The organism is Emticicia sp. C21 (assembly GCF_003418935.1).
In the GTDB taxonomy this organism is placed as follows: domain Bacteria; phylum Bacteroidota; class Bacteroidia; order Cytophagales; family Spirosomataceae; genus Emticicia.
The window spans coordinates 151,974-167,238 of sequence record NZ_QVMT01000014.1 but is presented as its reverse complement, the minus strand read 5'-3'; the positions used below and the strand labels follow the sequence as shown (position 1 = coordinate 167,238).

Genomic DNA, 15,265 nt, shown 5'->3' with positions numbered 1-15,265 from the left:
AGTTAATTATTTTTTTCGTTAATTTGAGCATGGTTGATTCGTGTTTTGATTGTTTTGTCGTGATTACAAACTTAACACTTGTCAACCTTATTTATTTCTACCTAATTAACTTTAGACAACTTCTTTATCTATAAACCTATAAAACAAACGATACTCTGGTTAATTTTATTTTCGTATACTTAATTAGACGCTTGCTATTGACCTGAGTCACAAGTCAAAAAATTCTTTAAAAAAGTTCTTTTCTGACAATGTTATTTTTTTAAAAAATTTTTTAAAAAAAGTTTCTAAAAAAAATGCTTGATAATTTTTCAGGAGAAGAATTTCTTCGAAAAATTTGCTTTACAATGTTTAATATTTTTGCACAACAGTTAAACATTTTAAAATAAAAGCCTGACAATCGATTGATTATCAGGCTTTTACGATTTTTCGCAGAGCGATTTAGTGACCCTAAGGGGAATCGAACCCCTGTTTAATCCGTGAAAGGGACTTGTCCTAACCGCTAGACGATAGGGCCGGCTGGTTCCATTTATCGTCTGCGTTTGTAAATCGTGGTGCAAAAGTACAGCTTTTATTTTACAATGCAATACTCACTCAAAAAAAAACCAAAAAATTTTCAAAAACTTTTTTCTCGCCCGTTTTCAAATTGAAAAATCTTATATTTGAAAAATATTAAAAACCCATCCGTGATCACACATGAAAAAAGTTCACTTGTTTATTTTCTTCTTCATTAACATTCTATTTGCGAATGCCCAAAACACTAAAACCCCAGATGAATTTCTTGGTTATAAATTAGGAACAAAATTTAGTTTTCATCACCGCATTGTAGATTACGCCCGCTATGTAGCGGCACAGAATCCGACACAAGTAAAGATTTTTGACTATGGCACCACTTTCGAAGGTCGCCCTCTTGTATTAGTAGCTGTTGCTACACCTGAAAACTTATCAAAATTAGATGAAATACGCACTTCTAATCTTAAAAGCATTGGTTTGCTAGAAGGTAAGCCAACTACGAAAGTACCTGCCATTGCGTGGTTAAGTTATAATGTACATGGCAATGAGGCTGTAAGTTCAGAAGCGGTGATGCAGGTATTATATGAGTTGGTTAATAAGAGTAATTCAACTACACAAAATATCCTAAAAAATACGGTCGTTCTCTTAGACCCTTGTATCAACCCTGATGGCCGTGACAGATATGCGCAATGGTACAATAGGGTATCAAACCAAAGTTTTAATGCCACACCTTTTGCCGTTGAGCATAATGAGCCCTGGCCGGGTGGGCGTTTTAACCACTATCTGTTTGACCCGAACCGTGACTGGGCATGGCAAACACAGGAGATTTCGCAGCAACGCCTGAAAATCTATAACCAGTGGATGCCACATCTGCATGCTGATTTTCACGAAATGGGACCAAATTCTCCTTATTATTTTCCACCATCAGCTCGTCCTTATCATGAAGATCTGACAGCATGGCAAAGAGAGTTTCAACAAACGATTGGCGAATACAACAAAAAATATTTCGATAAAAACTACTGGTTGTATTTCTCTAAGGAAAACTATGATTTGCTTTATCCAAGTTATGGAGATACGTATCCATCATATAATGGAGCCATTGGTATGACCTATGAGCAAGGTGGTGGCGGCCGCGCCGGTATCGCAATTGCCAAAGAAGATGGAGATACCCTGACATTATCTTACCGTATCTCCCACCATTTCTCGGCTAGTTTGGCCACTTTGGAAGCGATTTCATCAAGAGCCGATAAAACGGTTGAAGAGTTTGTGAAGTTTTTTGAACGGAATAAGAATAATCCGGTAGGTACGTATAAATCGTTTGTTTTGAAAAGTAAAGGAAATGAGGCGAAAGTAAAAGCTTTGACTGGGTTATTGGATAAGCTGCAAATCAATTATAGTTATGCCAGCAAAGAATCTTCGGCTTCCGGTTTTGGCTATCAGAGCCTGAAAGATGAGAGCTTTAAGGTAGAGGCAAATGATTTGGTGATTAGCACCCATCAGCCTAAAGGCACATTTGTTAAGATTTTATTTGAGCCTAAAACAACATTAGAAGACTCTTTAACTTATGATATAACAGCCTGGGGTTTACCTTATGCTTATGGTCTAAAAGCGTTTGCTACTAAAGAAAAACTGTCAGTGGGCAATCCGCAATCAAGCAATACAATTCCTGTATTGACTGTTGAGGGCAAACCTTATGCCTATGTAGCATCTTATAGTTCGTTTGAAGATGTAAAATTCCTGTCACAGATTTTAGCAAAAGGTATTAAAGTGCGTTTCAATGAAAATCCTTTCGAAATGAGTGGTAGAAAGTTTGACGTGGGCTCTATCATAATTACCCGAACCAATAATTTAAGAATGGGTGATGAATTTGATAAAATCATTCAAACAGCAGCTAAAAATTTGAATATCAATTTATTGGCCACTAATTCAGGAATGGTTAGCACGGGTAATGACTTTGGTTCTGGTTCAGTAAACGTCTTAAAGAATCCTCGAGTAGCTGTTATTTCGGGTGATGGAGTCTCTCCTACTGCGTTTGGTGAGGTATGGCATTTCTTCGAGCAACAAATTAATTATCCGATTACTGTTATCGAAGGCTCTACATTCGGACGCGTGCCTCTTGACCAACTGGATGTATTGATTTTGGCTGACGGAAGTTATGATAGAATTTTTGGCAATGGTGATGCCCTGAAAAAATGGATTCAAGGGGGCGGGAAGGTGATTGCCATGGAAGGTGCGACAGGGTATTTTGCAGATAAGGATGGTTTTGGTTTGAAACGCAAAAAAGACAGTTCAGATAAAGATAAACCTGAATTAAAAACTTATAACACCAGAGAGCGCGAAAGTATTTCGGAGCAAGTGGTTGGGGCCATTTACAAAGTAGATATAGACAAAACACACCCATTGGGCTATGGTACTGATGGTAGTTATTATTTATTGGCTCGTGATCCTTATAATTTTGAATACATAAAAGACGGTTGGAATGTGGGCTATCTGAAAGACAATAGTTATGTAACAGGATTTGTAGGTCAAAAAGCCAAAGATAAAATGAAGAACACCTTAGTTTTTGGTGTGCAGGATTTGGGAAGAGGAAAAATTGTGTATCTGGCAGACGACCCTATTTTCAGAGGTTTCTGGTATAGTGGTAAGTTGATTTTTGGCAATGCAGTATTTTTAGTGTATTAACATAACCTGATTTATTATTCTATCTAACCATGCATTCAACCCGACGTTCATTTCTAAAAAATGCGGTAGTAGGCAGCGCAGCCGTTTGCGCACCTGCTTTGGCCCAGGCACAACCTGTTGCTCCTGCTGCGGCAGCCGGCAAAATTAAACTAAGTGTATCCAGCTATTCTTACTGGCACTTTAAGGGAGAGAAATTTCCGATTGAGAAAGTAATTGATGAAGCAGCTAAATTAGGACTGGAAGGCATTGATGTATTACACCGCCAGATGGCTGGAGAAGACAATGCTTATTTGCAAAAACTAAAAAAACATGCTTTTGTGAATGGCATTGCCATGACTTGTCTTTCTATCCACCAGGGTTTTGTTAATCCTGATAAAGCTGAGTTGAAAAAACATATTGACCATACCAATCATTGTATTGAATTAGCCTACAAAATGGGTATTCCTTGTATGCGTTTGAATACCGGTCGTTGGGGTACTATCAAATCATTTGATGATTTTATGGCAAAACGTGGTATTGAGCCTGCACTTCCGGGATATACCGAAGATGAAGCTTTCAAATGGTGTATTGACAGTATTCAACAATGTTTGAAAAAAGCAGAAGAATGTGGGGTGTTATTAGCCCTTGAAAACCACTGGGGCCTTGGCTCAACACCTGAGGGTATGCTTCGTATAAAAAATGCGATTGATTCTCCATGGTTAGGTTTATTAATGGATACAGGTAATTTTCTTGAAAATCCGTACGATAAATTGCAGAAAATTGCTCCGCAAACCAACTTTGTGCAAGCCAAAACCTATTATGGTGGCGGTGTTTGGTACTCATTAGACCTGGACTACAAACGTATTGCGGATATTCTGAAAAAAGTAAATTACCAAGGGTATGTTTCAATCGAATTTGAAGGCAATGAAGACCCAAATACAGGGGTAAAGAAAAGTGTAGATTTATTAAGAAGCGTTTTATATTAATCCGCTTGTTTATATTGAGCGTTCGCAGGAGAAATTTTGTGGACGCTTATTTTTTTGCCTGAGTGGCAAGTTTGTGTCTTTTCCTGCGTCTTCGCCAAAGTAAAAAGCCTGTAATTGATAAAAAGCCGGGTGTAAGACCAATAATCACATAAATTACCTTAATGATTACTCCCCCATAACTACCAATGTGCAAAGAATAAAAAGTAGATTCTATTTTATTCCAAAGGGTTTCATCAGTAATACGATTAATACTTATTAGCTCGCCTGTTTGAGGATTAAATTGAATAGAATTACTGCCTGCCCAGATAGGTGCTTCACCTTTAATTGCTCCTCTTACAAAAAATTTCTTATTGGGTTGTGTTGGTAAGTAGACATATTGCGGGATTAAATCAGACATATGAATAAATGCTTGCTGATATAAAGAATCTAAAGAATGTTTTGCTAAAGCATTAGGCTTAGTGAGTATCATTTCATTGGCCCATACTTTGGGTTCGAAAGCAAATAGATTGAGCCAGAAGCCTGTAAAAGCAATAATGATATTGAAAAATAATGCCCATACACCAACAATCCGGTGTAAATCTGAGGTGACTGTTCGCCAGCTTTTGCGATTGATTTTTATGCGGAAGGTTAATACCTGAATAACGTGCTTTTTGTAAATAATAAGGCCTGTAATAATCGATATAATTATAGAAACTCCTAAGAGTGCCACAAAGGCTGCACCTGGAACACCTACTTGTATGCTAAAATGATACTGATAAATCCATTCAATGGCGCTTGGGGTCAGATTTTGTAATTCTCCTTCTCTTAAAATTTTACCTGTAAATGGGTCATAAGTAATGAGCCCTAAATCGTAACTTGTGATGCGGGCATCATTGAGATATAGTCTAAAGTTATAGGCTTTATTGGGCGCATCGTCAGGATTTATCCAGGCAATTCCTTCAATGGCCGGATAGCGCTTGGTAATGTCTTTATAGAAATAATCGAGAGGTAGTCTTTTTTGCTGTTGTTGAACAGTGAGCAGTTCTTTATTTGCCAAATCATCAATTTCATTTCTGAATACTAAGGCCGAACCACTGAGTCCTAACAAAATCAAAAAGAAGCCATTAATCAGCCCGAGCCAACTATGTATTCTAAAAAGCTGACGATTTAATTTCATATTCTTTGGAGTGTCAGCGACTGAAACGGTACGCCGCCGCGGTCGTCGTCTAAGATAACAAAGGTCTTTTACTATGCATGCGGACTCAAGTCCACATTTGTTAATCAAATATACTTCATTACTTACGCCAGGAACAAAGCAGAACTTTATCTCCGAAAACACTTCCAATCAACATTTTATTTCGCCACACTGCTCCAACACTTGAACCTGAAAGAGGATTTCCATCATTTAGATAAATACTTTCAACCATTGGTTTCTCATTTTCAAAAGAAATTTTAACCACTTCTGATGGGGATAATTTTGAATGGTCTTTAGAGTGTGCTAAAAAGGCCAGCAGTTTTGGGTGGCAACCTACCCATAAATCGCCTGATTCATCTAATTCTATATTATCTGCCCCATTGACAGCGATTTCACTATTTTCTTTCAAACTGCCGGAAGCAATGTCTCTTTCAAAGACTTTGATTTTCTTACCAGTTGTGGCTGCCACGAATAATTTCTTCCCATCCTGACTTATATTTATACCGTTAGCGTATAAAAAGCCATCGGCCTTTATACTGGCTTTGCTCCCATCAAAATAGCACACATTACCCATTGGTATTTGCAATAAATCCTTTTTAGAACGCCATGATGATTTCTTTTCGTCATGGTCGTTTGTTAGGTAAAATTGCCTTTCTCCTACTCCAACAATATCATTCGGGCTAATAAATAATTCATGAGTGATAGTTTCTTTATGAATCAGCGTACTATCAGTAAATTGGAAAATTTCAATCGAGGTATTTAGATTTCTATGGTGATTAACCACAAAAAGTAATTTAGCTCCATCAGGTGTTTGGTATAAACTGATTCCATGGGGATGGAAATCGTTAAAAGGAAGATTTTGTGTTAGTTTTACAGGTTTTGGCTCATCTTCCTTAAGATTTAATACATAAATACCGCCATTAGGCGCATTTTCAGTAAATGTACTTGAAGAAATCAAGGCTAATCCAGTTGCTTTATCAATGGTTATATCTTCCGCTCCACTGAAACCCATTATTTCGGTTACTTTACCGGCAAAATGCGGTTCTATTTTTGTAAAAAAACCAGAATTCCATACAATTTTAAGAACAAAAGCTATTATCAATATTACTACGCCTAAGGTAATTTTTAGCCAGAGTTTCATTGGGTAAGAGTTTAAAGTTTAGATTATCAGCAGGCAATTCTACACATCACAAATCTCCACTCCCTGTTTCAATGAAGCTATTTTATCCGGGCGGGCAGGAATAAACTCTTGTGCTACAAAACCTTTATAGCCTGTGTCGACAATGGCTTCCATAATAGCAGGGTAAAATAATTCTTGTGTTTTGTCAATTTCATGTCTGCCCGGTACACCGCCTGTATGATAATGGGCTATGTATTTCTGGTTTTCTTTGATTGTTCTGATTACATCGCCTTCCATAATCTGCATATGATAGATGTCGTAAAGCAATTTAAAATTATCGGCATCAATCATTTTGCATAATTCTATACCCCAGTGGGTGTGGTCGCACATATAGTCTTTATGGTCAATTTTGCTATTTAATAGCTCCATTACTAATACCACTTTTTTACTTTCGGCATATGATAAAATTCTTTTCAAGCCCTCTGCGCAGTTTTTCATGCCCTGCTCATCAGTAATGGTTGCATCCCTATTACCGGAAAAGCAAATCAAATTGGTAAAACCTGCTTTGGCTGTTTCATCAATCAGGTATTTATGCCATTTTTCCAGGCCATCGTGATGCTCTTTTTTATTCCAGCCTTTCACAATTCCCCAATCGTTTGAGGTACTTGAAACCATCGCACAAGTCAAACCATGTTTTTTAACTGTTGCAAATTCTTCCGGTTTCAAGAGTTCAATGGATTCTAAACCGATACTTTTGGCTGATTTGCAGAGATCTTCTAGGGGTATGGAATCGTAGCACCACTTACAGACTGAATGATTAATTTTTCCTTTGAGGTCTGCCCCCATTCCGATGTCGGCGGCATCAATTCGGGAAGCAACTACTCCGGCTACAGCAACAGTAGCGGCTCCTCCAACAATTTTTTTCATAGCATTACGGCGAGAGTTTGAATTTTCCATACTTTTGGAAAGTATTTAAAATATAAGAGGTTGAATATACACAAATGTATAAAATCACTCTTTTAATCTATTCTTCCATATGAAAAAATTATTTGCATTCAGTTTTAGCCTGTCAATTCTGGCTTTGTACATTTCCTGTCAGAAAATCCAGGAAAACGATTCAGTACTAAATCCTCCTAAATACGTGATTGATGATTCGAAGCCTGTCTGGGCTGATGAATTCAACTATACCGGATTACCTGATCCAGCTAAGTGGGGTTATAATATTGGCGGGCACGGTTGGGGAAATCAGGAAAAACAATACTATACCAAAGATGCCAAAAATGCCCGTGTAGAAAACGGTGTGTTGATTATTGAGGCAAGAAAAGAAAAAATGGAAAACAACGATTATACTTCTGCCCGATTAGTCACTAAAAACAAAGCAGATTTTTTGTATGGCCGATTTGAGTTCAAGGCCAAACTTCCGAAAGGCAGAGGTACCTGGCCTGCAGGTTGGATGTTAGCCACTGAAAAAACCTATGGAGCCAGTGATTGGCCCGATAATGGTGAGATTGATATTATTGAGCATGTGGGCTTTGACCAGGATCGTATTCATGGCAATATTCATACGAAGGCTTTTAACCATACTATTAAAACCAATAAAGGAAATAATGTGGTAGTGCCAGGGGTATCTGATGATTTTCATATTTATGCCTGTGAATGGACACCAGATGCCATTAGTATTGAGATTGACGGCAATAAATACTTTACGTTTCCGAAGCAAAGTAATTATGGATGGGCAGAATGGCCTTTCGATAAGAAATTTCACATGATACTAAACATAGCTGTTGGTGGAGGCTGGGGTGGACAAAAAGGGATTGATGATAGTATTTTCCCTCAACGAATGGAGGTAGACTATGTAAGAGTCTACCAAGGAGTAAAAAAATAGATGGTATATGGTGGATAAGCGGGAAAAGCACTTAAGACGGCGTATTATCAATACGCAACTTGATGAAATAAGAAAAGCAAGAATCAGATGACTCTTGCTTTTGCTCTCGTCAAACTGCTGTTGATTATTAAAATCATCGAGCCGTTGGCTTTGGCGAACGGGCCGGTGATTTTATGGCTTATTGCCTTACGCTTTACACGCATTTACTGCAATTATAGCAATAAAAATCATCACGACAACAATTTCATCAAAATATTCGTAAAAAATCTTCTTCATACTCCTTTACTTTTTGATAAATGACCGAAATTTCCGAAAAAAGGTTGGAACTCAAGTATTATTTATTTGTTAAGTTAAGGTAGTCATCAGAAGGATATATTCATGGCTATAACAAGTGCGTGTTTACAATGCAAATATCGTAAAGGGCATGTTACCTGCCAATACCCATTTCAGGGTATTTTTAAAAAATGTTATCCGTACTGGTACGTATTAGGTTAAATTAACTTCCTTTCAACGGCATATTTTATTAAGCCGACGATGGTTTTTGTGTTGGTTTTGCGGTAAATATTTTTTCTATGCGTCTCTACCGTTCTTTCCGAAATATATAATTGTTTGGCAATATCGGCATTAGAAAACTCTTGGGCAATCAGTTTCAGGATTTCAATTTCACGATCTGTTAACCGATACGTTTCTTCTTCCGAATCATTTCTGTTAGCCAGGCTTCTCAGAATCTCGTTTGACACCTCCCGACTAAAATATACATTTCCTTTAGAAACTTCATTTATCGCTTCAATCAGTTCTCCTCTACCAATGGTTTTCAGAATAAAGCCTGATATACCGGCGTCCATTAAATCATGTACAATCGATACATCATAAGAAACAGATAATGCTAATACTTTAATCTCAGGAAATTCTTTCTTGACTTTTTGTGTCAACTCAATCCCCGTCATTTTAGGCATATACAAGTCCGTCAGTAAAATATCTACCGGATTATGCGCTAAATACGACAAGGCAATCTTACCATCTAAAAGCTTGTTAACCACCTCAAAATTATCGACATCCTGAAGCATGGCCTCGATGCCATCTATCAGTATCTGATGATCGTCAACAATTAAAATTTTGAGTTTGGCGGCAGTCATTTAGAGTTAATCAGGGGAATTTCAACAATTACACTTGTCCCTCTCCCGATTGCGGAATCAAAATTAACACTTCCATTTAAATATTCCACTCTAGTTGCCACATTTTTAATTCCAATTCCGTGATTTTTGACATCCTCCGTATCAAATCCTTTTCCATTATCTTCTACTACCAGGACCAGCTCATGTTCATGTTTTACTAGTTCTATACTTACTTTGGTAGCTTCAGCATGACGAATAATATTACTCAAAATCTCCTGCACTATCCTGTACATCATGGTTTCAATCTTCTCACTCAGCCTTTCTTTAATACCAATAATTTGCAAATCTATCTGTAAAACCCCTAACGCATTGATTTTGTTTACGAATTGTTTTAAGGCAGTAGACAATCCTAATTTAGTCAATGCACCGGGCATCATATTATGAGATATTTCTCTGATTTCTTTGATACTTTCCTCTAATAAATCTAGAGAATTCTGGATATGCTCATTTTCAACCTGCTTCTTCGCCAAAAAATTACCCAGGGCCATTCGGGCTGCGGCTAGCATCTGTCCGATTCCGTCGTGTAAATCGCGGGCTATTCTTACGCGCTCTCTGTCTTCCGCTTCCAAAATAGCCTCTGTTCGTTGTTGTTGGGCTAATGTTTTCTCTAGGAAAAGCCTTTCTGCAGTATCCTGCATAGCCTTTAAACGATAGGCCAGCAATACCATTAATACGACAATCTCTGCAATAAATGCTCCGGCAAAATATTCGATTTCAACCAGTCGGCTACCATTGAGTATTTCATAATTGCTTAAAGATGAATGGAATACAATAGTAGCAATAGGCAGATTGGCAAGCAGGAAATAGAAGGATTCTTTGGCAAAGTGCTGAATCATGATACAATAGATTGCCCCAAAGATTACATAAAACGTAGGAAACCAGAAAATCACACTCAAAATATTACTAACCAAAGCGCTATGCGAATGAAAGAGGGTATCTTTCATGATAAGATGGTCTATATATAAAAAAAGTAACATGGCGGTTAGCGTAGCAATCAGGCCCCATGTCATATAATTAAAAAAGGAGGTTTTCAATAACTCCCATTGAAGATATTTTCGGATAAATAATAAACCTGAAATCAGAAAAAGTAGTGAACAAACATACCTCATCCGGTTACCTGCTACCCCAAAAGACCCGTCGACATAAAAACGTATGAAATACCCTTGTGAAGTACATATAAACCCCAGTGCCATTAAGACATACAAACTATAATAAAAATAGAGCATGTCTTTAAAGGCAAACAATAACAGGAAAGAGAAAAAAACCACAAATAATAAGATACCCGTTACAAATCCCCAAGTATGGTAGTCAGCAGAATAATAGTAGTAATCAAAAGCATTTCGTTCCCAGACTGTTACCGGCACCCAGATTGAACCTACTTCTTTACGGAGTTTCAGATAACAGGTAATCTCCTGATTAGCCTTTAGTGCAATAGGAAAAATAAAATTCCGATGTTTAACAGGTCTGTCTAACTGGGGAGTGTCCCATGATAGGTATTGCACATTCAATATTTTGTTATCTTCAACTGCATAGAATCTTCCTTCATCATAAAGAGGCGTAGGTAAATCTATAACAAAGGTCTGATTGATATTCGTTGAATTTTTCAACTGAAATTTAAACCAGTAGGGGTTTCCTTTTGCCCAGAATGTAGGCGCATTGCCAAAAGCTCTTTTAAATTTAAAGTTTTTCGGAAACTCCAATATCTTCTCTAAAGTAAGCGCATTGCTTTTATCTTGCAGGTAAAACAAGCCTGCTGTCAGGCTTTGCTTCTGCCAGTTGCCATCATATTCGACTTTAACACTAGTTGTATCCTGCGCTAATAGCCTGAAACTAATAGCAGCTACTATAATGAAACAAATAAGTCTTTTTACCAGAACATTGGATTGATATAACCTTAAAATGGCTGGTAATCCCATCATATTAATAAAAGAAAATATACGATACAATAATGCCCGTTACTACTCCGGCTAAATCTGCTAATAGTCCTGCCACTAAAGTATAGCGGGTATGCTTGATACTGACAGAACCAAAATATAAAGCCAATATATATAGTATGGTATCAGAACAAGCCTGAAATACGCAAGCTAACCGGCCAACAAAAGAATCGGCACCATAGGTTTTCATGGCATCAATCATCATAGCTCTTGAGCCACTACCGCTTAGCGGGTGCATAAGCGCTGTTGGTAAGGCATCAGTAAAATCGGTGTTCATACCTGTTAAGCCAAATACCCATTTCATACCATCTACTATATAAGTTAATGCACCGCAATTACGAAAAACGCTAATGGCAACCAACATCCCAACCAGATAGGGCATTACTTTTATTGAAGTCTCAAAACCATTCTTAGCGCCATCAATAAAGGCGGAGAATACATCTACCTTTTTATAGAGGGCACCCCCAATAAAGCCCACAATAAAAATAAAGAGTATCATATTGCTTACTACTTTAGAAGTAGTTTCAATTTCTTCTTTCGAAAGACGGGCAAAATACCAGATTACAAAGCCGATGAAAGCAGTTACGCCTAGTAACCAGGATAATAAAGTTTTATCAAAGAAATTGATGCGTTGCTTGATACCCACAAATAACATTCCGGTAAGGGTAGCTACATAAACTGATATTAAGGCGGGAATAAAAATATCAGATGGATCGGCGGCATTGTAGATGGCTCTTTGTGCCATAATACTTAAAGGTATTAACACCGGACCAGCACTATGTAACACCATGAACATAATCTGGGCATTGGTGGCAGTATCCTTATTGGGGTTGAGTTCCTGCAGACTTTGCATGGCTTTTAAACCAAAAGGGGTTGCGGCATTATCTAAACCCAACATATTAGCTGAGAAATTCATAATCATTTGTCCATTGGCCGGGTGGTCTTTGGGCACTTCCGGAAAGAGTTTGCTGAAAAATGGCCCGATTATTCTGGCCAATCTTCTGATGACCCCAGCCTCCTCTCCCACTTTCAGAATTCCCAGGAAAAAAGTCATGACACCTGCCAATGGTAATGCTATATCCATCACTGCCAGTTTAGCAGAATCGAACATGCCATCCACTATCAATTTGAATATCTCGGTGTCTCCGGTAAATATGAGTTTGATAAGCGCAATGACAAATGCAATGATAAAAAATGCTACCCAAATGTAGTTTAATGCCATAAATTTGAGATTTTAGGGTTAGATTTGTCGGCATGATAAAGTAAACCGATAGTAATCTGATAGGTTTTCTGTCAAAAGACCAAATTTACACAAACAAATCATTTCTATGACAAAACTAGGGCTAATTTTAGGAATCTCAAGTATTACGCTCCTGCTGGCGGGCTGTACCTCACAAACCTCAACCGAAAATGCTGATAGTATAAAGGTAGATTCAACCCAGATTCTAAAGGATACTGTTACGATGACAACAGAGGAAAAAATTCCAGAATTAGAACAAAGAATGATAGACCAGGGGCTGGTTAATCTCCAGACTATTGACTCTACCATTATGGTTGAGTTGAAATATTCAACTACCGATAATTTTGTTCATACAGATGTATATGGCGATCTAACGCGCGCCTATATGCAGCAAAAGCCTGCCGAAATGTTGGCTAAGGCCAGTAAAATCTTACAAAGCAAGTATCCTAATTATAGATTGTTGGTTTATGATAGTTCAAGACCATTGACTATCCAACGTAAATTCTGGGAATTGTTAGATACCATTCCCCCTGTAAAAAGAGCTGATTTTGTTGCTAATCCTGATGAAGGTTCTATTCATAATTTTGGTTCGGCTGTTGATTTAACAGTTTATGATGTAACCAACCAAAAGCCACTAGACATGGGTACTAAATATGATTATTTCGGTGATCTGGCCTACCCGATTTATGAAGACCAGATGTTGAAAGAGGGAAGACTGACCAAAGAACAAATTGCCAACAGATTGGTCTTGCGCAATGCGATGGAAAAAGCAGGGTACATGCGTATAGATAGTGAGTGGTGGCATTTTAATGCAATATCCCGTGCGAAAGCCAAAGAATTATACAAGATTATTGAATAAGAGTATAAATCCATAATCTTCCAAAGAATCTAAAATTCATGTTTGAAGAGATTAACGCCTATATAAATCAATATACACTTTGTGACGTTGAGGAAGTAAAGTTTTTCAACTCCTTGCTTCAACATAAAATTATTGGTAAAAAGACATTTTTATTGCAAGAGGGAGAAATATGCAAATTTGAAGCTTTTATCAAAAAGGGTTGCATTCGTACCTATTATATAGACCACAAGGGAGCAGAAGTAACTCTACAGTTTGCTATTGAAAACTGGTGGGTGAGTGATATAGCCAGTTTTCATGAGCAAAAGCCCAGCCGCATGTTCATTGAAACATTGGAAGACTGCGAATTACTTCTGTTAACGCCTGAAACTAAAGAAAAACTTTTGGTACAGGTACCTAAATTTGAAAGAATGTTCAGATTGATGGTGCAACGCAATCTCACCCGTCTGCAGGAACGTTTATTCCAGACCATTGCTACGACCGCCGTCGAAAAATACCTTGATTTTATAGAACGCTACCCGACTATTCCGCAAAGAGTAGCGCAACATTATATTGCTTCTTATTTAGGTTTCTCTCCTGAGTTTTTGAGTAAGGTCAGGACTAAATTGGCGAAGAAGTAATAGCACCTTGATTTTTTCTTCCTAATATTTTCAAATTTTTCATTTCTTGTCCTAGTTCAATGTTTTTGATTTTTCAGGAGTGCAACTTTGTATCATCAAATCAACAACAACAGTGTTGAAATTTGAGATAAAGCATTTTTGAATTCTAAAATAATTATGACAATGGAAAATAAAATCTTAGGTATCCACCACATTACAGCCATCGCCGGTGATGCCAAACGCAATTTCAACTTTTATACAAAAGTTTTAGGTTTACGTTTCATTAAAAGAACCGTAAACTTTGACGACCCTCAGACTTATCACTTCTATTTTGGTGATGAAGAAGGTAGCCCTGGAACTATTCTTACTTTCTTTCCATGGGGAAGTGCTGTAAGACAAGGGAAACGTGGGGCTGGTATGGCTACTGAAATTGGTTATGCAGTGCCAGAAGGCAGCCTGAATTTCTGGGTTGAGCGTTTCAAAAAATACAATGTGATATATAACAAACCATCTGAAAGGTTCGGTGAAAAATATTTGACTTTCCTGGACCCTGATGGTTTGAAGCTGGAATTGATTGTTCCAAAAACATCTGATACCAGAAAGCCTTATGAAACCGAAGAGGTAAAAGCAGATGTAGCTACCAGAGGTTTTTATAATACCACTATCACACTTAATGATATTAAACCGACTGCCATGGTATTAACAGAGGTATTTGGTTATAAACTGATAGAGCAAGAAGCTAATCGCTACCGATATGCAACTGATGCTGTTGCGACTGCCAATATTATTGATTTGGTAGAATTGCCTAATGAAGCAAGGGGTGTTGGGGCCGGCGGTACAGTGCACCATATAGCATTTAGAGTGAAAGATGATGCTACCCAAATGGAGTTCCATGATAAAATCGAGAAATTAGGTTTTCATATTACACCTCAGATAGACCGTAATTATTTTCATTCACTTTATTTCAGAGAACCAGGTGGCGTATTATTTGAAATAGCTACGGATAATCCGGGCTTTACAGTTGATGAACCTTTGGAAGAATTAGGTACTAATTTGAAACTACCTGCTCAGTATGAGCCTCGTAGAAAACAGATAGAAGAGCATTTAGTAAAATTGGATTAATAT

At 37.6% G+C, this 15,265-nt stretch carries 12 protein-coding genes and 1 tRNA gene; 6 read left to right on the top strand and 7 right to left on the bottom strand.

What is annotated here, in order from left to right; translation table 11 throughout:
* Positions 1-442 precede the first annotated feature (442 nt).
* A tRNA-Glu gene (locus D0T08_RS24065) sits at positions 443-514 on the bottom strand.
* 179 nt (positions 515-693) lie between these two features.
* Here D0T08_RS24065 and D0T08_RS24060 point away from each other — a divergent pair.
* Both D0T08_RS24060 and D0T08_RS24055 read left to right on the top strand, forming a co-directional pair.
* Positions 694-3,192, top strand: coding sequence for a M14 metallopeptidase family protein (locus D0T08_RS24060; protein WP_116985303.1), 2,499 nt, complete (start codon positions 694-696; stop codon positions 3,190-3,192).
* 29 nt (positions 3,193-3,221) lie between these two features.
* Positions 3,222-4,157, top strand: a complete 936-nt coding sequence (locus tag D0T08_RS24055) for a sugar phosphate isomerase/epimerase (protein ID WP_116985302.1) — start codon at positions 3,222-3,224, stop codon at positions 4,155-4,157.
* Between the two features lie 46 nt (positions 4,158-4,203).
* Here the strand turns inward: D0T08_RS24055 and D0T08_RS24050 are convergent, their stop codons facing one another.
* From D0T08_RS24050 to D0T08_RS24040, 3 genes are all read right to left on the bottom strand, one after another.
* Complete coding sequence (locus D0T08_RS24050) at positions 4,204-5,313, bottom strand: PepSY domain-containing protein (RefSeq protein ID WP_116985301.1); 1,110 nt, start codon at positions 5,311-5,313, stop codon at positions 4,204-4,206.
* Positions 5,314-5,431: 118 nt separating this feature from the next.
* Positions 5,432-6,472, bottom strand: coding sequence for a strictosidine synthase family protein (locus D0T08_RS24045; RefSeq protein WP_116985300.1), 1,041 nt, complete (start codon positions 6,470-6,472; stop codon positions 5,432-5,434).
* 39 nt (positions 6,473-6,511) lie between these two features.
* A complete protein-coding gene (locus D0T08_RS24040; protein WP_116985299.1) occupies positions 6,512-7,408 on the bottom strand; it encodes a hydroxypyruvate isomerase family protein in 897 nt (298 codons plus the stop codon).
* A 79-nt stretch (positions 7,409-7,487) separates the two neighbouring features.
* On the opposite strand from D0T08_RS24040, the gene D0T08_RS24035 reads away from it, so the two are divergent.
* Positions 7,488-8,336 (top strand): family 16 glycosylhydrolase, encoded by an 849-nt coding sequence (locus D0T08_RS24035; protein ID WP_116985298.1) that lies wholly within the window; start codon positions 7,488-7,490, stop codon positions 8,334-8,336.
* 491 nt (positions 8,337-8,827) lie between these two features.
* On the opposite strand, the gene D0T08_RS24025 is transcribed toward D0T08_RS24035, so the two are convergent.
* Genes D0T08_RS24025 through D0T08_RS24015 form a run of 3 tightly spaced genes read right to left on the bottom strand, consistent with a single transcriptional unit; the run spans position 8,828 to position 12,667 of the window.
* Entirely contained in the window at positions 8,828-9,472 is a 645-nt protein-coding gene (locus tag D0T08_RS24025; RefSeq protein ID WP_116985296.1) for a response regulator transcription factor, read from the bottom strand.
* Positions 9,469-11,430 carry a 7TM-DISM domain-containing protein gene (locus D0T08_RS24020; RefSeq protein ID WP_116985295.1) on the bottom strand — a complete coding sequence of 654 codons (1,962 nt, stop codon included), beginning with the start codon at positions 11,428-11,430 and terminating at the stop codon, positions 9,469-9,471. Before D0T08_RS24020 ends, D0T08_RS24025 begins: the two co-directional genes overlap by 4 nt.
* Before the next feature lies 1 nt (position 11,431).
* Complete coding sequence (locus D0T08_RS24015; RefSeq protein ID WP_116985294.1) at positions 11,432-12,667, bottom strand: nucleoside recognition domain-containing protein; 1,236 nt, start codon at positions 12,665-12,667, stop codon at positions 11,432-11,434.
* Between the two features lie 106 nt (positions 12,668-12,773).
* On the opposite strand from D0T08_RS24015, the gene D0T08_RS24010 reads away from it, so the two are divergent.
* The 3 genes from D0T08_RS24010 to D0T08_RS24000 all read left to right on the top strand — a co-directional run bounded on the left by D0T08_RS24010 (position 12,774) and on the right by D0T08_RS24000 (position 15,262).
* Positions 12,774-13,544 carry a M15 family metallopeptidase gene (locus D0T08_RS24010; protein ID WP_116985293.1) on the top strand — a complete coding sequence of 257 codons (771 nt, stop codon included), beginning with the start codon at positions 12,774-12,776 and terminating at the stop codon, positions 13,542-13,544.
* Between the two features lie 38 nt (positions 13,545-13,582).
* A complete protein-coding gene (locus D0T08_RS24005) occupies positions 13,583-14,161 on the top strand; it encodes a Crp/Fnr family transcriptional regulator (RefSeq protein ID WP_116985292.1) in 579 nt (192 codons plus the stop codon).
* 162 nt (positions 14,162-14,323) lie between these two features.
* Positions 14,324-15,262, top strand: a complete 939-nt coding sequence (locus tag D0T08_RS24000) for a ring-cleaving dioxygenase (RefSeq protein ID WP_116985291.1) — start codon at positions 14,324-14,326, stop codon at positions 15,260-15,262.
* Positions 15,263-15,265: the final 3 nt, after the last annotated feature.